At 45.7% G+C, this 16,876-nt stretch carries 22 protein-coding genes; 10 read left to right on the top strand and 12 right to left on the bottom strand.

Going from position 1 to position 16,876, the window contains the following annotated elements; all coding sequences use genetic code 11:
• Nucleotides 1–171: 171 nt before the first annotated feature.
• Entirely contained in the window at nucleotides 172–576 is a 405-nt protein-coding gene (locus OU814_RS19715; RefSeq protein ID WP_017286929.1) for a hypothetical protein, read from the bottom strand.
• Between the two features lie 3 nt (nucleotides 577–579).
• Nucleotides 580–795, bottom strand: a complete 216-nt coding sequence (locus OU814_RS19720) for a hypothetical protein (RefSeq protein ID WP_268241866.1) — start codon at nucleotides 793–795, stop codon at nucleotides 580–582.
• A 320-nt stretch (nucleotides 796–1,115) separates the two neighbouring features.
• Here OU814_RS19720 and OU814_RS19725 point away from each other — a divergent pair, with 320 nt between their 5' ends.
• Together OU814_RS19725 and OU814_RS19730 are read left to right on the top strand one after the other, a co-directional pair.
• A complete protein-coding gene (locus tag OU814_RS19725; RefSeq protein WP_225885710.1) occupies nucleotides 1,116–1,526 on the top strand; it encodes a hypothetical protein in 411 nt (136 codons plus the stop codon).
• Between the two features lie 49 nt (nucleotides 1,527–1,575).
• Entirely contained in the window at nucleotides 1,576–2,520 is a 945-nt protein-coding gene (locus OU814_RS19730; protein ID WP_017286932.1) for a bestrophin family protein, read from the top strand.
• Here the strand turns inward: OU814_RS19730 and lnt are convergent.
• Nucleotides 2,470–3,939, bottom strand: a complete 1,470-nt coding sequence (gene lnt / locus OU814_RS19735; protein ID WP_268241867.1) for an apolipoprotein N-acyltransferase — start codon at nucleotides 3,937–3,939, stop codon at nucleotides 2,470–2,472. The genes OU814_RS19730 and lnt overlap by 51 nt on opposite strands.
• A gap of 185 nt (nucleotides 3,940–4,124) precedes the next feature.
• Between lnt and OU814_RS19740 the strand changes: the two genes are divergently transcribed.
• Nucleotides 4,125–4,997 (top strand): pentapeptide repeat-containing protein, encoded by an 873-nt coding sequence (locus OU814_RS19740; RefSeq protein WP_017286934.1) that lies wholly within the window; start codon nucleotides 4,125–4,127, stop codon nucleotides 4,995–4,997.
• On the opposite strand, the gene OU814_RS19745 is transcribed toward OU814_RS19740, so the two are convergent.
• Nucleotides 4,963–6,045, bottom strand: a complete 1,083-nt coding sequence (locus OU814_RS19745) for an acyl-CoA dehydrogenase family protein (RefSeq protein WP_268241868.1) — start codon at nucleotides 6,043–6,045, stop codon at nucleotides 4,963–4,965. The two genes, OU814_RS19740 and OU814_RS19745, sit on opposite strands and share 35 nt — an antisense overlap.
• A gap of 44 nt (nucleotides 6,046–6,089) precedes the next feature.
• On the opposite strand from OU814_RS19745, the gene OU814_RS19750 reads away from it, so the two are divergent.
• A complete protein-coding gene (locus OU814_RS19750) occupies nucleotides 6,090–6,719 on the top strand; it encodes a rhomboid family intramembrane serine protease (RefSeq protein ID WP_268241869.1) in 630 nt (209 codons plus the stop codon).
• A gap of 22 nt (nucleotides 6,720–6,741) precedes the next feature.
• Here OU814_RS19750 and OU814_RS19755 read toward each other — a convergent pair whose 3' ends face one another.
• Together OU814_RS19755 and OU814_RS19760 are read right to left on the bottom strand one after the other, a co-directional pair.
• A complete protein-coding gene (locus OU814_RS19755; protein ID WP_268241870.1) occupies nucleotides 6,742–7,128 on the bottom strand; it encodes a type II toxin-antitoxin system VapC family toxin in 387 nt (128 codons plus the stop codon).
• Between the two features lie 2 nt (nucleotides 7,129–7,130).
• Complete coding sequence (locus OU814_RS19760) at nucleotides 7,131–7,427, bottom strand: hypothetical protein (protein WP_268241871.1); 297 nt, start codon at nucleotides 7,425–7,427, stop codon at nucleotides 7,131–7,133.
• A 91-nt stretch (nucleotides 7,428–7,518) separates the two neighbouring features.
• On the opposite strand from OU814_RS19760, the gene OU814_RS19765 reads away from it, so the two are divergent.
• Together OU814_RS19765 and purU are read left to right on the top strand one after the other, a co-directional pair.
• On the top strand, nucleotides 7,519–8,115 hold the full coding sequence (locus OU814_RS19765) for a DUF4340 domain-containing protein (protein ID WP_268241872.1): 597 nt from the start codon (nucleotides 7,519–7,521) through the stop codon (nucleotides 8,113–8,115).
• Nucleotides 8,112–8,966, top strand: coding sequence for a formyltetrahydrofolate deformylase (gene purU, locus OU814_RS19770; RefSeq protein ID WP_017286940.1), 855 nt, complete (start codon nucleotides 8,112–8,114; stop codon nucleotides 8,964–8,966). Before OU814_RS19765 ends, purU begins: the two co-directional genes overlap by 4 nt.
• Here purU and OU814_RS19775 read toward each other — a convergent pair.
• Nucleotides 8,916–10,328: a sensor histidine kinase gene (locus tag OU814_RS19775; protein ID WP_268241873.1), complete on the bottom strand. Its 1,413-nt coding sequence runs from the start codon at nucleotides 10,326–10,328 to the stop codon at nucleotides 8,916–8,918. The two genes, purU and OU814_RS19775, sit on opposite strands and share 51 nt — an antisense overlap.
• A gap of 112 nt (nucleotides 10,329–10,440) precedes the next feature.
• Between OU814_RS19775 and OU814_RS19780 the strand changes: the two genes are divergently transcribed.
• The 3 genes from OU814_RS19780 to OU814_RS19790 all read left to right on the top strand — a co-directional run bounded on the left by OU814_RS19780 (nucleotide 10,441) and on the right by OU814_RS19790 (nucleotide 11,841).
• Nucleotides 10,441–11,124: a response regulator transcription factor gene (locus OU814_RS19780; protein ID WP_190647476.1), complete on the top strand. Its 684-nt coding sequence runs from the start codon at nucleotides 10,441–10,443 to the stop codon at nucleotides 11,122–11,124.
• 208 nt (nucleotides 11,125–11,332) lie between these two features.
• Nucleotides 11,333–11,560, top strand: coding sequence for a hypothetical protein (locus OU814_RS19785; protein ID WP_268241874.1), 228 nt, complete (start codon nucleotides 11,333–11,335; stop codon nucleotides 11,558–11,560).
• Entirely contained in the window at nucleotides 11,557–11,841 is a 285-nt protein-coding gene (locus tag OU814_RS19790) for a type II toxin-antitoxin system RelE/ParE family toxin (protein ID WP_190647473.1), read from the top strand. Before OU814_RS19785 ends, OU814_RS19790 begins: the two co-directional genes overlap by 4 nt.
• On the opposite strand, the gene OU814_RS19795 is transcribed toward OU814_RS19790, so the two are convergent.
• Both OU814_RS19795 and trxA read right to left on the bottom strand, forming a co-directional pair.
• On the bottom strand, nucleotides 11,838–13,007 hold the full coding sequence (locus tag OU814_RS19795) for an LL-diaminopimelate aminotransferase (protein ID WP_268241875.1): 1,170 nt from the start codon (nucleotides 13,005–13,007) through the stop codon (nucleotides 11,838–11,840). The two genes, OU814_RS19790 and OU814_RS19795, sit on opposite strands and share 4 nt — an antisense overlap.
• Nucleotides 13,008–13,021: 14 nt before the next feature.
• Nucleotides 13,022–13,354 carry a thioredoxin gene (gene trxA / locus OU814_RS19800; RefSeq protein WP_017286948.1) on the bottom strand — a complete coding sequence of 111 codons (333 nt, stop codon included), beginning with the start codon at nucleotides 13,352–13,354 and terminating at the stop codon, nucleotides 13,022–13,024.
• Nucleotides 13,355–13,455: 101 nt separating this feature from the next.
• Here trxA and OU814_RS19805 point away from each other — a divergent pair, with 101 nt between their 5' ends.
• Nucleotides 13,456–13,842, top strand: a complete 387-nt coding sequence (locus tag OU814_RS19805) for a hypothetical protein (protein WP_268241876.1) — start codon at nucleotides 13,456–13,458, stop codon at nucleotides 13,840–13,842.
• Between the two features lie 70 nt (nucleotides 13,843–13,912).
• Here OU814_RS19805 and OU814_RS19810 read toward each other — a convergent pair whose 3' ends face one another.
• From OU814_RS19810 to OU814_RS19820, 3 genes are read right to left on the bottom strand one after another with little or no spacing between them, the layout of a single operon-like run.
• Nucleotides 13,913–14,260, bottom strand: a complete 348-nt coding sequence (locus tag OU814_RS19810) for a thioredoxin family protein (RefSeq protein WP_017286950.1) — start codon at nucleotides 14,258–14,260, stop codon at nucleotides 13,913–13,915.
• A 51-nt stretch (nucleotides 14,261–14,311) separates the two neighbouring features.
• Nucleotides 14,312–14,989 (bottom strand): NnrU family protein, encoded by a 678-nt coding sequence (locus OU814_RS19815; RefSeq protein WP_268241877.1) that lies wholly within the window; start codon nucleotides 14,987–14,989, stop codon nucleotides 14,312–14,314.
• 59 nt (nucleotides 14,990–15,048) lie between these two features.
• Complete coding sequence (locus OU814_RS19820; RefSeq protein ID WP_268241878.1) at nucleotides 15,049–16,875, bottom strand: serine/threonine-protein kinase; 1,827 nt, start codon at nucleotides 16,873–16,875, stop codon at nucleotides 15,049–15,051.
• Nucleotide 16,876 lies beyond the last annotated feature (1 nt).

Raw genomic sequence — 16,876 nt, forward strand, 5'->3', positions numbered from 1 at the left:
TTGACTGCAATCTTGCGAAGTGGAGGAATAGGGCAAACCCAGGCACAGAAAGCTCCCTATTCCCCCACTCCTCCATCTCCCTATCGGTTCTGTTGAGTGGCGGCAAGTATGACTGAAACGAAGCGAGGAGAATTTTTTGCCGCTCTAACAGAATGGTCAGCTGGCTAGCCACTAGGATTTTGGATTGACTTCAAACTCCATCTTGGAGCGGTAGAAGCAAACATCAAATTCAAGAAAGAAGTTTGTCTGTCCCAAGATTAACGGAGTGTTTGGGCGCTTCACCCATGCGAAGAGTAATTCAACGGGTTGAAATTCACCGATTTGGGCAATCGCAGAAAAAGGCATCGCTGGCTGATTACTGAGATTCCCTGCTAACTGAATAATGGCTCTGCGATCGTCCCAAACTCCCCCCAATTGAAGACCGAGTTCATAGGATAAGACATTAACTGTTGCTCCGCTATCTACGAGACCGACTGCTTCAACGCTCCGAGCTTCTCGATGTAACATTAATGGAAGTCTCGGCAAACTATCAAACTCATTTTGAACTGGACTGTTGGTTGAATATTTGAATCGCATACACTATTGCTGACTTGCATCTGGCTGCTTGAAAGCCTCCATCAAAACTGCACCCGCGCCATAGCAATCATATGGAGTTGGCAAGTCATAGGTTTTGAAGGGTTCTAATGGCCCAATCTGCTCAGTCATCTCCAAATCCTCAGCTAGAATCCGAATCAGCTTAAGTTTTTCTGCGGCAGAGAGTCGTCTTGCATCAGGAAGCAAATCAGCTAATGTCATGTCGTGTACCTCTTTTCAAGCAATCACACTTACAGCTTACTCGATATCAAACTGACCAGAAGACACGCCTTGGCTTGCTAGTACGCGAATGCTATATCCTGATCGTCCATAAATCCGCCCACTCAACGATTCAAATGATACATTCTTATGCCAACTATGTACGCAAGCAACTTGATCTTCATATCTAACTCTGCATTTCCAAATAACGCCCCTACCAACTAGAACGAAGCCAGCTAACAAATTGATTATGGTGAACGACTAGTGCGCTAAACTTGAGCCTGTATCACATCTGGAATAGTTGAGTTATGAGAATGCGATCGATGGTTGCAATCCTCCTGGCAGCGTGCATTTGGCTGTTGGGGACATTCGATGCGTGGGCATTGGTGCAGATTAAACTCTCAGATGTATCGTATCGAGAATGTCCCGAGGATTTAGCCAAAGGAGCGATTACAGCGGGCGGTGTACCTCAATCGGCGCGCTGTTTTATGGTGTTTGGCAAGGCAACCAATCCGACCAATAAATTGATCGTCAACGCAGATATTTTTGGACGAATTTACGATGCGAATGAAGATCCGATTATTGAAAATCGGACTCGCTTAGGTTCAATTCCAGAAGTGCCACCTGGAGTCAGTGAATTTGAATTTCCGATTAATGTGCCAGAGAGTCAGCCTTTGCCGTTAAAGCTTTTACAGTTCAAAGCGGCTGGATTTACGGGAACAGTCCGTCGTTAAGATCGCAAATGGTCAAGTATTATGAAGCGGTTGCAATGCGATCGAATGTATGAGTTTTGAAAAACAGCGTTGGCTGCGAACGGCACTTCAACTGAAAGGATCAGTTGTTTTAGATGTTTTACCGCGATCGCTCTTTTGCGGTTTTTTTGGGCTAATTGTCTCGATTGCATTTGGTCAAGGGATTCCGGTTTCAGTTCCTGCCTTAGCGAGTTTAATTCCTAATATTGTCTTAGGCTTGCTCTTAGTGTTTCGTACTAATACAGCCTACGATCGCTTTTGGGAAGGCAGAAAAGCTTGGGGAAAATTGGTCAACGATACCCGAAATCTCGCTCGACAAATCTGGGTAACCGTGTGCGAGAAAACAGAGCGCGATCGTATCGAAAAAATTGAAGCTCTGCATTTGTTAGTTGCTTTTGCAGTAACCACAAAAGCACATCTTCGCCAAGAACTTGCAGACTCAGAGTTAGAAAGTTTATTAACTCCTGAGCATGTTTCAAAACTGAAAACGGTGACGAATCCACCTTTGAGAGTTGCGTTTTGGATTGGCGATTATTTGCAATTACAGCATCAGCACGATCGTGTCAAAATTCATCAACTCGTTGAGATGCAGCTACTCCTAAATGGATTAGTCGATTGTTTAGGCGCATGTGAGCGAATTCTCAAAACCCCGATGCCGATCGCTTATGCCATTCACCTCAAACAGTTAATTTTGCTCTATTGCCTATCTTTGCCCTTTCAAATGGTGGGAAATTTAGGCTGGTGGACGGCTCCAGTGGTTGTGCTAATTAGCTTTACGTTGTTTGGAATTGAAGCGATCGGCATTGAAATTGAAAATCCATTTGGACGCGATCCAAATGATTTACCCCTCGATGCAATCTGTGAAACGATGCTGAAAAATATTATCGATTTAATCAGCTTAGAGCCGAGTATTAACCCTCAAGATCTATCGCTGATTACGACCTACGAAGAACAGCAACGTAACGCTCGCTCCTAGTAGAGTCGGAGTCAGCCAATCGCCCCATTTCACATACAAAGTCTGGGTTTGCTGGCGATAAATGGTGTCTGCGTGAACTGCATATTGATTCGGGTGCGATCGCCATTGCACCCGACCATGTGGATCAACAATGCCGGAGTATCCTGTGTTCGTTACCCGCACTGCCCACCGATCAGTTTCGATCGCTCGAATCACATCATGTGCTTCATGTTGTGCCATGAGTACGGTGCTGTAAGGATCTAAATTCGAGGCAGTGATCAAAAACTGCGCGCCTTTTGCCACCTGACGGCGAAACACTTCTGAAAATGCAGAATCGAAGCAAATCCCGATCGCGATTCGTCCTAATGGCGTTTGAAAGTCTTGATTAAAGTCTCCCGGCGACATCGAGGATTCAATCGGCGATAACCGCCCGAGAACTTCCTCAAACGGCATATATTCGCCCAAAGGAACTAATTTGATTTTGTTGTATCGAGCGATCGTGTTGCCTTGGTCGATCGCGATCAAGCTTTGGGTATATCGCGTGCCCTCTGGAAAAAATGTGCCAATCAATGCAAGCGTTTTCTTGTCCGCGATCGCTTGATTGACGCTATTTTTCAAATTCTGCCCTTGCCACAAAAACGGCAATGCTCCTTCTGGCGTGACGACAAAATCAGCATTTTGATCTGAAAGAGTTCGATAGCCTGAAGAATAGCCGTCTAATGCTTTTTTCAACCCTTCTGCAAAAAGTTTGACTCGCGTTGGCACATTGCCTTGCACAATGCCTGCGGTAAGTTTGGCTTCCGGGTTCTGTACGATCTCGCTTTGATAAAGTCCAAATCCGATCAGATGCAGCCCAAGAAAACTCGCAATGGCAATTCCATATAACCGCTTCTCTTTAGCTAACCAAGCCTCTGCAAGCAATCCATTCACCAGCACGATCGCGGCGGTGACAGTCAAAGTCCCTGAAATTCTTCCCAAATGTAAAATAATTAGATTCGCTGGACTCTGCGTATAAGCGAGCGATGTCCAATCGAGAGCGCTCCACTGTCGCACCGTTTCTAGCCCACACCAGAGCGCGACCCCGATGAGAATTCGCAACATTGGAGCTTTAAGCGTTCTCACGCCCCACGCCCACAGCCCTACACACAGCGCTCCCCATCCTGTGATAAATGTCCAAGCGAATGCGACGACCGCCACACTGGCAATCCACGGAATTCCGAGCCACATCAACGGATGCAAGCCCGTAATCCAATGCAGCGCAAATCCGTGATAAACAATTCCCCAAAGAATGGCAGGCTTTCTCGATCGAGTCTTAACTGTCACGACCCACAAGGGAGCCAACGCTACCCAAGCCAGACTCCAAAGCCCAATCGGCGCAGGCGCACATCCCATCAATCCAGCGCTGAAAATTGCGATCGGTAAAGCTATTTTCAGCTTCATAAAACACAACACTAACTCTTGTGCGATCGATACTACCAGTTAACCTATAAATCCTGCTGCTGGGGATTTTTTGAATTCAATCTCGATATGAACTTTAGTAAGCAACCGTTTCATTCTGTTTCTATCTCCGCGCAATTTTAGATAAACCGCATAAGCTGAAGAGAATCTTAAGATTGGAAGCAGACATGGAAGTCAGCGAGCTACTCCGACGATATGAATACGGCGATCGAGATTTCTCTGGAGTCAATCTCAGGAATGCAGACCTCAGCAATCTCACCCTTGTCGATATCAATTTGGAAAACGCCAACCTTACTGGTGCCAACTTCAGTCGATCGTTCTTAATGAAAGCCAACCTCAAAGGCGCTTTTCTCAACTGGGCAAATTTCCAGTTTGTCAAACTCACTGAAGGCAATTTTACGGATACCGATTTGACGAAAGCTCGCTTGAATGGCGCATTTCTGGTCAAATCTGACTTTACGCGATCGCGGCTAAGTGGAGCCGATCTCAGCCATGCGAACCTTCGTAGCGCTATCTTGGAACGAGCGAATCTCTGCGGCACGAAGCTGATCGGAGCCAATCTGCGCGGAGCTAAGCTTGATGGCGCAAACCTCAACTGGGCAAATCTGCAAGCTGCAAAACTCAGCGGTGCATCGCTCAAAAACGCGTTTCTCAGCGATACCAACCTTGCCGAAGCCTTCTTAAATGGAGCCGATCTCAGCGGTATCGATCTCACGGGAATCAACCTCAGCGAAGCAAAACTTAGTGGTGCAAATTTGGAGGGTGCGTCGTTATCGCTCTCAAATTTTAGAAATGCCCGTCTGCATGGAGCGAATCTCTCAGGTGCAAATCTGACGGGAGCAAACTTAGAAGCTGCCTTTCTCTATGGCGCAAACTTGCAATGGACAAATCTGAGCCGCGCAAATTTAACGCGATCGGATCTCAGTAACGCCCGAATTCTCGGAGTCAAACTCGAAGAAACCATTCTTACCGATACCGTCTTCTCAGATCTGGCTCGCCGATATATTACGCTCGCTGATCAATCTCATGCAATCGTGTGATGCGATCCAACGTTGCCTCTAAGACGGCTGCCGTCTGCCCCGAAACAGAGAACACTAATGCTTCTCGATAAACTCTCTGGGCTGGATGTCCTTTAGAATTTGCCGCTCCACTCGAAGCTACAACGGCGGCATGAGCGCACTTTGTTGCGAGTTCGATCGCCCAAGCTCGCAATTTCAAACGTTCCTCGAAGCTTTGATCTTGAGCCGTAGTAATCAAGTGCTGACAGCGTTGCCATTCCTCGAAAAGCGCGGCATGGGCAGGTGTGATCGCTAGCTCTGATTTAGTTTCGATCGCCGCTTTGAGAATATCTAATCCAGCCTGAGCACACCCGAGCGAAAAGAAACTGTGATTGAGCACATTCACCCGATCTTGCTTGAAAATTGCCCCTGCTTCTGCCACAAATGCCACGTCTGAAGCTGCAAGATGCCACTTTCTCAATTCTGCCGTCACCGTATTCGTCGAACTCATTGCCGCTAGCTGCATCGGTTCACTCAATCGAATTGAACCCTGTGCATCTGTATCTTTAAAAGGAATCATGCCGTAAACCGCTTGACCATTGGGTAAGACGGCTGCAATCAGCGCCGATTCAAACAATCCAAATCCGGTGATCCAGGGAATATGACCGTGAATCTCATACCCATGAGCCGTCTCGATCGCTTGAAGCGGCGGATGATTCGATCGCCGTAAATGTGAAAACCCAATTCCCACAAGCTTCTCACCTGTTCCCATCTTCGGTAAGTAAGCTTGCTTCAACGCTTCATTCTCGCTTTTCGATAAAATTGCTCCAGCACTTTGATGTTGCGTTTGGAGAAAGGCGAGCGCACCAGAAAATCGAGCCGTTTGAGTTTGAAAGGAGTGAAACGCAGAAGCGTCTAATTCTGCGCCGTTATAAAGTTTAGGAACTCTCAGCGCCAGCAGTTGACGATCGCCCAATCCTTGTAATGCCGATCGCAATGCTTTGACCTCTTCATCGAGCTGGTTGGCGATCGGTTGAATCGTTTCCCGCAGATAAGTATTCGCGATTTCCAGAAGAGATGCAGTTTGCATGTATAAAAGGGTGAATGTGAGAATGTGCGAATTCTGATTTGCGTATGACTGATTTTAGCCAAACTGCGGTACTCAACTGGGTTGAACGCGCCAAAATTCTTGGATATTTAGTCGCGATCGCTTGGATTGTGGCGGTGCTCAATTTTGGCATTTTTGCAAAGTCTTTGAATAATTTAGGGATTCGCCCTCGGCAATTGCCTGGATTATGGGGTGTGCTGTTTGCTCCGTTTTTGCATGGCAGTTGGGGACATTTAGAAAGCAATACGATCGCGTTTATCACTTACGGTGGACTGATTTTATTGCAAAACCCTGAGAATTTTGGAGCCGTAACGGTCACTGTTGCGTTAACGAGCGGATTCGGAACCTGGTTGCTTGGGCGCGATCGCACCAATCATATTGGTGCAAGTGGCGTAACGTTTGGGTATTTAGGTTTTTTAATGTCTTTGGCATTCTTCGAGCGCAATATCCCAACCGTTCTCCTCTTAGTATTCACCGCCTTTTTTCACAGCAAATATCTCTGGGGCTTACTTCCTATCTATCAACGCATTTCCTGGGAAGAGCATCTGTTTGGCTTTCTTGGCGGCATTTTTGCTGCACGATATCTGCCGCAACTTCGAGAAGGATTTGGTCAATTTCTAGATGTTTTTAGGCAAGCCGAGGCTTGGATTCGATAAATTTAAAGCCAGTTTTCTAGATTTAACGACTGCACATTCTGCAAATCGGCATCATTAGAAACTTAGAAACAACGGTTAAAGAATTCACGATCGCAGTTGCCGCGATCAAAATATCTGCATCTTGAATCGGTCGACCCCGTCTGCGCAAATCAGCATGGATTCTCGAAGCAGTTTCAATGATTTCGAGATCATCAATCAGCAAGATTTCGACTGATAAACAAAAAGTTTTAAAATTTGATAGCTGGCGAGTTGCATTGGAATAGATAAGACCGCGCTTGATTTCGTAGTAGCTCATACAGCTAATACAAAGCCTTGAGCGAGATTGCCTTGCGCGTCTGAATTGACGCATCGCTTGCTGGTTTTCTTTCAAAATCGCGGTGATAATATTTGTATCCAGCAAGTAACCCATCTCTAATTTCCACGCTTCACCGCTTCATCAAACATTTGCATCTGCGCTGGTGTCAAATCGTTGAGCATTCCTGCAACACTATTCATGACCATAATATCTTGAACAATGCTAACCAACTCTTCTTGTGGAATCTCTAGAATCTGTTGCGGTTGCCAAAGTTCTAACAGTTCATCCGTATGTTCGCGAATCTGTTGAGTGCGATCGAGATCTTGAAGAAAAGGATGGGCTTTCTGAAGCTGATCAATAATTTGGGTAATCCGATGTTCAACGACTTGCTTTAAATCAGTTGCTTGAGTCATTTTCTTACCCTCCAAATGCCTGACTCAATTCTAACCGAGTCGTCCTCGTCGCGAAATCCTCTAAAATAGCTGCGGTGATTTGTTGCTTTCTATGAAATTTCAGCGCACTTCGATCTCTCTCGTCTTTGCTGCTTTGGCACTAGGTGGATATGTTTATTACACCGAGTCAAAAAAGCCGCCTCAAGTCGATCAAGCCCAGTCCGACGAGAAGCCGCTTTTTAACTTCAGAGAACAAGACGTTCAAGCGTTCACGGTGCAGACTCCAAAACAAACCCTTGTCTTTGAGAAAGCAGGCAATTGGACATTGAAAAAGCCAGAAGTTGCCCCCGCAGATGAAGGTGCAGTGGCATTTCTTCTCAATCTGCTCGCAACGGGGAAAAGCGATCGCACTTTTACTGTCCCCCCTGCTAAAAAGCCAGAATTCGGTTTAGATCAACCTTCTGCCATCGTTGAAGTAAAACTAAATAATCAGAAAAATCATCGCTTAGTAATTGGCAAACCAAACTTTAATCGAAATTCCCTGTATGCATTAGTTGATCCGCCTGACAATCGAGATCTCTCTGTTTTACTCATTCCGATCAACTTTCAAAATGCAGTTGATCGCCCTTTAATAGAATGGAAACGGGATAAACCCAAACCTAAAGCTAGTCCCTCTATCCGCCCTAGTGCTTCTCCTTCTCCCAAATGAACACTCCAACCGCGACCCTGTTAATTTCCTGCCCTGATCAAAAAGGCTTAGTTGCAAAGCTTGCGAACTTTATCTACTCAAATGGCGGAAATATTATTCACGCTGATCAACATACTGACTTTTCAGCAGGATTATTTCTCAATCGAATCGAATGGCAACTTGAAGGATTTCATTTACCACGTGAGGTAATCGAGCCTGCTTTTCAAGCCGTTGCCACTCCTTTAAATGCGAGTTGGAAATTACATTTCTCAGATGCCGTGCCGCGAATTGCGATTTGGGTGAGCAAGCAAGATCATTGTTTGTATGACTTGCTTTGGCGACAGAGATCGGGAGAATTCAAAGCGGAAATTCCAGTGATTATCAGCAATCACGAAGAGCTTGGAGCGATCGCAAAACAATTTGAAATCGATTTCCATCACATTCCAATCACAAAAGAAACAAAACTCGAGCAAGAAGCAAAACAATTAGAACTCTTAGAACAGTACAAGATCGATTTAGTCATCTTGGCAAAATACATGCAAGTCTTGAGTGCAGATTTTGTCTCAAAATTCTCGAATGTGATTAATATTCATCACTCATTTCTACCTGCATTTGCAGGCGCGAACCCTTATCAAAGAGCTTTTGAACGAGGGGTAAAAATCATTGGAGCGACGGCACATTATGTAACTAAAGATCTCGATGAAGGTCCAATCATTGAACAAGATGTGGTCAGAGTCAGCCATCGAGATGATGTCAAAGATCTCATTCGCAAAGGAAAAGATTTAGAGCGAATTGTGCTTGCAAGAGCCGTTCGACTACATCTACAAAATCGCGTTTTGGTGTATGGAAATCGAACGGTTGTCTTTGGTTAGAAGATGGCGAGCCAGTTCGATCGTGACAGTCGTGCCTTGACCTTTTTCGCTTTCAATCGTCATCACGCCCTGCTGTAACTCCACACACTTTTTAACGACTGCTAAACCTAAACCTGTTCCGGCTGCATAGTTTAGATTTTGCCCCCGATAAAAGGGTTCGCAAATCCTTGGCTGATCTTCTAAAGGAATTCCAATTCCTTGATCTTTGACTTGAAATCGAATGCGATCGCTGGTTCCATCGAGCAGTAGTAAAACATTACTGCCTGGCTCAGAATACTTGATCGCATTCGCCAGCAAATTACTCAAAATCGAATACAACAATCGCTCATCCAAATCGGCATGAGTATATTTTCCTTGCGTTTGAAAGTGGATCACGTGATTCGTCGAAATCTCAAAATCTTCCACGAGATTCAAGCAAAATGCTTCTAGATCGATCGTTTCTGGATTGCACTCTAGTTTTCCTGCATCTGCTCTAGTTAAGGTCAGCACATCGATAAATAGTTGCTGCATTGATTTTGCAGCAGATTGAATTCGATCGAGATTTTTCAATCGCCGGGCTTCACTCCAATCTGAATTCCCTTTAATCAGCAATTGAACTGATCCTAAAACGACACTCAGCGGGGTGCGAAATTCATGAGAAACCATCGAGAAAAAATGAGTTTTCAGATCGCTGATTTCCTTCTGCTGCATCAATTTCTGCTTTAGATATTCTGCTTGATGCCGTTGAGTGACCTGACTATACAAAGCCGCAAAGCAGATAAAAATTGCCATAAATCCAGCAATCATCATCCAAACTTCGATCACTTTTCGCGTCTGAATACTTTGTTTTGATTGCTCAATTGATTGTTTTAACTCTGTCTGCTTTTGCTGAGAAAGTTGGGAAATTACAGTGTGGATTCGTTCTCTCAAAGCAATACTTCGACTCGTTAAAATGCTTTGCTGCATCAATGCAGTTTGATTGATGTCATACAGCGCGATCGATTCGTTTAAAAGCTCAACTCGCTGTAAGACTATTTTTTGTAGCTCTTGATAACTTGAAAATTCTTTTGGCTCTAGCAAAAACTGCTGATGCAACTGGCTCAGCTTCACTGGAATCCGATCAATAGCAGATTTATATCGATTGAATTCGCTGCGATTTCCTAGATAAATATATCCGCGCCGAGCAGATTCTGCGCTCGTAATTTCTGCAAACACTTCATCTAAATTTTTAATCACTTCATAAGTTTGCTGAGACTTGTGACTGCTTTCCACTAGTTGATTTACATTTTGATATGAGATTAAACTGCTGATACAAAGAATCACAAGCAGCAATCCAAAGCCTGCAACGAGCCAGTTTCGTTCTGATGAATTTAAGAAAGTCATATTTTCTAATTTTTCAGATCGAGCCGTTTATCCGCAAAAATAGCAGGAAAAATTAACTATTGTGTGCAGCTAGATTGATTACAGTAACGATCATGCAAGCTTTCCTGTCGATATGCGTATTTTAGTCGTTGAAGATGACCAGCATTTAGCAGAGATTCTCACCGAAACTCTGAGCGATCGCGCTTACTCAGTAGATGTTGTGAAAGATGGTGAGTCTGCCTGGGATTGGCTAAATTCTTTGGTATATGACCTGATCGTCTTAGATGTCACCTTGCCAAAATTAGATGGCATTAGCTTATGCAAACGTCTACGCGGGGCACTCAATGAGAATGGAACGACCCCGGTCTTAATGTTGACCGCACGAGATACGATCGCCGACAAAATCTTAGGACTCGATGCAGGCGCAGATGACTACATGGTCAAGCCGTTTGATATTGAGGAACTGATGGCGCGAGTTCGTGCCTTACTTCGGCGCGGAACCAGTAGCCCAAATCCGAAACTGATCTGGGGCGACTTACAAATCGATTCAAGTACGTATGAAGTAAATTATGCCAATGCACCGCTGACGCTCACCCCGAAAGAGTATGCGTTGTTAGAGTTGCTTGTCTCTAGTGGACGAAAGGTGCTGAGCCGCTCAGGAATTATCGATCGAATTTGGTCACTTCAAGATCCACCCACTGAAGAAACTGTCAAATCACATATCAAAAGTTTGCGTCAAAAGCTCAGAAATGCAGGCGCACCGGAAGACTTGATCGAAACCGTTCACGGCGTTGGCTACCGCTTGAAACAACTCTAGTGCAGCAAATTGAGAGTTTTGAAGTGAGAGGCTCAAATACAGATAACCTTCTACTGAAAAATTGTTGCATGTCTCGCCCGATTAAACTGTTCTTATCTCACTCGCATCAGAAAGTGAGAGCAAAATTTTTGGGCTAAAAACGTCGATCGTAGAGTCCTAGTAAAATTGAAATACGATCAACCTATCTCCTATTTCTACCTCTAAACCGATGGCAACACTTGATCAAGCACTTGAAACCGCAATGCAACTCCCTTTAGACCAACAAGAGATGCTGATCGAGATTTTGCAAAATCGGCATATTGAGCAGCGCCGAGAAGAGATCGCAAGAGATGCGAAAGAATCGCTCCAACTGTTTCGTGAAGGCAAACTCAAACCACAACCTGTCGAAGAAATCATTGCAGACCTACGTCAATCTCTAGAAAGCGATGACGAATGAGAGAACTGACAACAACGTCAAAATTTAGCAGAGCCTTCCGAAAATTCGCCCGTCGCAATCCAAAACTGCAACAGCAAATTGAAGCAACGCTAACTCAAATGCAAGCAGATATCTATGATCCAAGCTTGGGAACGCACAACTTATCCGGCAAACTAGAAGGATTGAAAGCTTGCTCTTGTGGTTACGATTGCCGGATAGTATTTTCGATCGAGCAAGATGCAGAAGCCGAAAAAGAGTACATTGTCCTTCTCGACATCGGAACTCACGACGATGTGTACTAACCTCGCAAAAATCCTGCAATTCGATTGACTGCTTCCACCAAAATTTCCGGCTCATGCACTAACGCAAATCGCACATATCCTTCTCCCGATTTGCCAAATCCCGCCCCTGGAGAAACCGCAACTCCCGTCGCCTCAACTAACTTCACCGCAAAGTCGATCGAATCTTTTACCCAAGGCTCCGGCAACCTCGCCCAAACATACATTGCAGCTTCAGGCATCGGCACAGGCCACCCAATCTCATGTAAGCGATCGACAAACACATCCCGGCGATGCCGATAAATCTCAACCGCTTGATGCACCCCCGCTTGATCACCTTGCAACGCTGCAATTGCACCATTCAAAATGCCAAGATACTGATTAAAATCAACCGCCGCTTTCACTTGTCGCAGCGCCAGAATTAACTCCGAATTGCCGATCGCATATCCCACCCGAAATCCGCCCATCTTGTAAGACTTCGAGAAGGTAAAAAACTCGATCGAAACCGTCTTATCTGGATCAGCTTGCAGCACCGAAGGCATAGTTTCCTTACCCAGATAAAAATCTGCATAAGGAAAATCATGCACCAAAACCAGATCATGCTCTTGGCAGAATCGCACCGCTTTTTGGAAGAAAGACAACGGCGCGATCGCAGTCGTTGGATTATGCGGATAGCTCAACACCATCATCCGAGACTGCGCCAAAACCTCTGCTGGAATCTCCTCGAACACAGGCAGAAACTGATTCTCAGCCAAAAGCGGCATCGGATAAATCTGACCACTTGCCAAATAAACCCCACCCGCATGAGAGGGATAACCCGGATCCAGCAGCAGCGCAAAATCACCCGGATTCAAAATTGCCAAAGGTAAATGCGCTGTCCCTTCCTGTGAACCAATCAGGGGTAAAACCTCGGTTTCTGGATCAACCGAAACGCCAAATTTCTTCGTGTACCACTCCGCTGCCGCTTGCCGAAATGCCTTTGTGCCGTGAAAGAGCAAATATCCATGGGTAGATGGATTATGGAGAGACTGAGCGATCGCGTCAATCACATGCGGCTCGGTCGGCAAATCCGAAGATCCTAACGACAGATCAAGAATCTCTCGTCCCGCCGCTCTTGCTCTCGATTTTGCCCGATCCATATCTGCAAAAACATTCATTTGCAGGGGGGCTAAACGTTTGGCAAACTGCATTTTTCTAACCTTAATTAAGCGGTCACTAATCCTTTGTTCAGCAATTCCTCAATCTTCTGCTTGTTCATTGCTCCTTCCGCCGATTGCTTCATTTCGCCATCCTGAATCAAGCGAAACGCCGGAACGCCTTCAACTTTGAATTTTTTCACGCTTTCGGGGTTCGGATCGACTTCCATTTTCACCACTTTTAAGCGATCGCCGTATTCTTTCGCGATCGTCTCAATTACTGGAGCCATCAGCCGACAAGGCCCGCACCACTCTGCCCAAAAATAAACCAAAACGGGTTGAGTGGCGTTCAATACCTCAGCTTCAAATTCCGAATCACCAATTACAAGAACGCTACTCATGATGAGATTTCCCAACAAATTGCCTTTTCAATTTTAAAGCCCTTCGCTACGTTCTGGGAAAGCGTTACAGTGAGAAAGCACGCATTCAGTCTCGATCGTCTATGTTTGGTACTTTTCAGCAGAGCAGTCTCCGCATCGAAGTCGAAGCTTCTGAAGCCACGCTGACTAAAGCGTTGACCGATGTGAACGAATTACAAAAATGGCTCTGGTTTGAGCGCTTCTCGATCGGCTATCCAGAAACCCTGACTCCTGGCGTAAAACTCAAAGGGCAAGTCGGATGGGTCACGATCCAGCACGAAGTCGAATTGAGTGAACCTCATCGCGTTCGCTTTCTGCTTAGCCAGGGCATTGACGGCTTTCACGAATGGGCTTGGGGCGATGGCTGGGTACAATCGCGCATCGAAGGCATCTCTCTCCTTCCGCTCAATCTTGGACAAACCGCAACGTTATTGAGCCTGAAACAATATCTGCAATCAAAAGCTGCTTGAACTCGCCGCAGATTCACAGAAAAAACGATCGCCTAACCAGACGATCGTTTGCAAATATTATCTAATAAAATTATATTTTCCGAGCCGTGCTCGCTGCCGGAACCAGAATTTCTTGGAGAATCGACTTCAACTCCTCACGGCGTTGATAGCAATCGAGCCGATATAGCACCTGACCGCCCTGAAACAGAAGCACCGTCGGCAATGTCGTAATCCGATACATACTGGCGAGCTTCAAATTCTCGTCTGCGTTAACACCCACTAATTTCAACTGAGTGCCCCATTCTTTCAGGAGCAAATTCAGCGAAGGTTCAATCAACCGACAGATTCCACACCAGGGTGCCCAGAAATGCACAAGAACAGGGGTCGTAGACTCAAGAACTTCTTGTTTAAACGCCCCTTCGCTAATGCCTGCTTGCATAGTTCTCCAGAATGATTAATTATTTGCTTTTTACTAACGCTTGGGATCATGCTACCAGGGTACGTTCCCAGATGCACGAATGACGATCGGATGAAGCCACCAAAACAATAGCGTAAATGCAGTCACACCGAGGTATGCAGGACGTAAAAATTCTTTTAGATCCAGTTTCTGCTTCCCCGCAAAAATCGCTCCAAACGGAACGATCGAGGTTCTCGCTTTCACGGCTTCAAACGCTTCGCCATACCGAAGTGCTAACCGTCGATCGCCATTCCACACCCCAAATAAATGATGCAAAATTAACCCGATCGAGGTCACAACCATGAAACTGGTTCCTATCCATACTGTATGAGTAATGCACCACAAGATTTGTCCGACCATTTGCGGATGTCGCGAAATCCGAATTATTCCGCTTTCGTATAAATGCACTTGCGGTTTTTGAATCGCTGCGATCTCTAACAAATTAAAAGTCGCGGGATAAAGAAACAGAAAAGAAATCGCAGATCCGATCCAAACGGCTTCACTCACGCCCGGAATGCCTTGCACATTCCAGAGTTGCAGCCCATCATACCGATGATTAAAAAAGTAAATCATCATCGGAACGGCAATCCCTAAACTCACCAGCGCAAAAATCACACGGTAAAATCTTGCTCCAATCCGCTGCTCTGCCATCATTCGCAACGAAGCTAACCCACTATGCGCGATCGCAAATCCAACCAACCAACCGAACATTATCAAATGGCTCGACGTAAACCAAGACATACCCAACTGAAATGAAGACCAGATCTAGCTTACAAGCTTGCGGAGCGGATCACTTCAAGATTCAAAGTATACAGTGTACTTTGTCCAGCATTCCAGGTAGCAATGGCTAAGCCCGTTTCTCCGTGCGCCGCGATCGCGCAAATCCCCGCAGGAAGTTCTGCCTGCCCAATTTGCTGTCCATTGTAGTCGAGCGCAATTAAATGATGATCATCACACACGACAATTCCCCAAGGATAAGCAGTGACGAATTTTGGGGTGATTAGAATTCCAACTCGGATCACGCGATACGGTTTGAGATGGAGCAACACAAGCGATCGTTCAAACCCTGTTTCAATCGCAATTAGAAAATGAGCCTTCCTCGTTGGAAAGACTCGCTCAATTTGTAGAGGAATGCTGAACGTCCCAAACGCTTTTCCATGTCGATTGAAGAAATCGAATCGGGTGGAGCCAAGTTCTCTAGATACCAGTTTTCTAGATACGAGTGCAATGTGTCGAGTATGAAGGGCTGCGATCGCAATGAATTCGCCAGATCTCGGTTCGCAAAGTGCAGGACGACAGGCAAGCTGCGCCTGTGGTAATGTCCAAATGCTGAAAAATTTAGCTCGGCTTTGGTTGAGTGTTGCAACAGCCATCCATTTGCCAGATGGGTCGATCGCAATACGAGAAGGGTGATTAAATTGAGCCACTCGCTGCGCAGTCGTGTCTGACAGTCGATAAATTGAACGCTCCGTGACCGCAAAACATCCGCTCGATCGCACGATTAAGTCCTGAATGGGTTCTGCAATGGCATCGTTGCGCCGAATCTTTCCGGCACGGCGATCAAAGAATCCCTTGGCATACGATCGAGCGGAAATCGCTTGATCTTGGCTGTAAAAGATCAAGCTCGACTCGCACAAATCGCGATCGCATTCAGGCAAGACTTCAATTACGGAAAGTTGATCAACCCGATCAAGTAAAGCTTCTTGTCTTAAAGTTTGCAAGGTAAATTTTGGAGCCGCGATCGCCGTTGCAAAGTTGTGCGGGGCGAATTGCGGTTGAGATCGATCTTGTATCGCCCCTTGCATCGCCTCAAGCATTTGGGTTGCAGACTGATACCGTCTTGCTTTTAACTTCTGAAGTGCCGTTAAAATTACCGTCTGTAGCCGTGTCGGAATATGCGCGGGAATATTCACAGGTTGATTGAGATGCGCCACCATTAAGTCAGGCGGCGCCCCTGAAAACGGGCGATATCCAACTAACAATTCATACAGCAAAACACCAACTGCATAGAGATCCGTTGAGTGAGAGTACTGCCCATAAAACCGCTCCGGAGCCATATAAGCAGGTGATCCTGTTAAATTTGCAGGTTCACGAGTCAGGTCGTGACTCAAGCGTGAAATTCCAAAATCAGAGATTTTTGCACTCCAACCTGAAGCATCCACACTCAGCAAAATATTCTCAGGCTTAATGTCACAATGCACAATGCCTTGAAGACTCGCATGTTCTAACCCGGCAAGCACATCACACACCAGTTTGACACTGAGGACTGGATCTAACCGATGATGATTTTCCATCAATTGCCGCAGCGTTCCACCCTCGCAATACTCCATCACGAGGCAGCGCTTTCCCTGCCAATGCTCGATCGCTTCACAGGCAACAATATTTGGATGTTCAAGCGTTACTAAGAACTTCAATTCTCTTAAAAACTGGCTCGTTGGAGAGCCAGTCAAATCGAGGGCTTTGAGCGCGACTAACTTTCCAGTTTGACGGTGCATTGCACAATGCACTCGTCCAAACTGTCCCCGCCCAATCAAGCCTAAAATTCGATAGTTCGATCGCTTGACTTCCTGTAACCTCAACACATCCGCGCGACTCATC

This window comes from Leptolyngbya sp. GGD, from assembly GCF_026735145.1.
Classification (GTDB): Bacteria; Cyanobacteriota; Cyanobacteriia; order Leptolyngbyales; family Leptolyngbyaceae; genus Leptolyngbya; species Leptolyngbya boryana.

Bases quoted from the DNA above. Each gene is read 5' to 3' on its own strand.
- OU814_RS19745 (WP_268241868.1), bottom strand. From the start codon at position 6,045: ATGCAAACTGCATCTCTTCTGGAAATCGCGAATACTTATCTGCGGGAA.
- OU814_RS19750 (WP_268241869.1), top strand. From the start codon at position 6,090: ATGACTGATTTTAGCCAAACTGCGGTACTCAACTGGGTTGAACGCGCC.
- OU814_RS19715 (WP_017286929.1), bottom strand. From the start codon at position 576: ATGCGATTCAAATATTCAACCAACAGTCCAGTTCAAAATGAGTTTGAT.
- OU814_RS19720 (WP_268241866.1), bottom strand. From the start codon at position 795: ATGACATTAGCTGATTTGCTTCCTGATGCAAGACGACTCTCTGCCGCA.
- OU814_RS19790 (WP_190647473.1), top strand. From the start codon at position 11,557: ATGAGAGAACTGACAACAACGTCAAAATTTAGCAGAGCCTTCCGAAAA.
- OU814_RS19740 (WP_017286934.1), top strand. From the start codon at position 4,125: ATGGAAGTCAGCGAGCTACTCCGACGATATGAATACGGCGATCGAGAT.
- OU814_RS19780 (WP_190647476.1), top strand. From the start codon at position 10,441: ATGCGTATTTTAGTCGTTGAAGATGACCAGCATTTAGCAGAGATTCTC.
- OU814_RS19725 (WP_225885710.1), top strand. From the start codon at position 1,116: ATGGTTGCAATCCTCCTGGCAGCGTGCATTTGGCTGTTGGGGACATTC.
- OU814_RS19805 (WP_268241876.1), top strand. From the start codon at position 13,456: ATGTTTGGTACTTTTCAGCAGAGCAGTCTCCGCATCGAAGTCGAAGCT.
- OU814_RS19730 (WP_017286932.1), top strand. From the start codon at position 1,576: ATGAGTTTTGAAAAACAGCGTTGGCTGCGAACGGCACTTCAACTGAAA.
- OU814_RS19765 (WP_268241872.1), top strand. From the start codon at position 7,519: ATGAAATTTCAGCGCACTTCGATCTCTCTCGTCTTTGCTGCTTTGGCA.
- OU814_RS19760 (WP_268241871.1), bottom strand. From the start codon at position 7,427: ATGACTCAAGCAACTGATTTAAAGCAAGTCGTTGAACATCGGATTACC.
- OU814_RS19775 (WP_268241873.1), bottom strand. From the start codon at position 10,328: ATGACTTTCTTAAATTCATCAGAACGAAACTGGCTCGTTGCAGGCTTT.
- purU (WP_017286940.1), top strand. From the start codon at position 8,112: ATGAACACTCCAACCGCGACCCTGTTAATTTCCTGCCCTGATCAAAAA.
- OU814_RS19820 (WP_268241878.1), bottom strand. From the start codon at position 16,875: ATGAGTCGCGCGGATGTGTTGAGGTTACAGGAAGTCAAGCGATCGAAC.
- OU814_RS19755 (WP_268241870.1), bottom strand. From the start codon at position 7,128: ATGGGTTACTTGCTGGATACAAATATTATCACCGCGATTTTGAAAGAA.
- OU814_RS19810 (WP_017286950.1), bottom strand. From the start codon at position 14,260: ATGCAAGCAGGCATTAGCGAAGGGGCGTTTAAACAAGAAGTTCTTGAG.
- OU814_RS19795 (WP_268241875.1), bottom strand. From the start codon at position 13,007: ATGCAGTTTGCCAAACGTTTAGCCCCCCTGCAAATGAATGTTTTTGCA.
- OU814_RS19785 (WP_268241874.1), top strand. From the start codon at position 11,333: ATGGCAACACTTGATCAAGCACTTGAAACCGCAATGCAACTCCCTTTA.
- OU814_RS19815 (WP_268241877.1), bottom strand. From the start codon at position 14,989: ATGTTCGGTTGGTTGGTTGGATTTGCGATCGCGCATAGTGGGTTAGCT.
- lnt (WP_268241867.1), bottom strand. From the start codon at position 3,939: ATGAAGCTGAAAATAGCTTTACCGATCGCAATTTTCAGCGCTGGATTG.
- trxA (WP_017286948.1), bottom strand. From the start codon at position 13,354: ATGAGTAGCGTTCTTGTAATTGGTGATTCGGAATTTGAAGCTGAGGTA.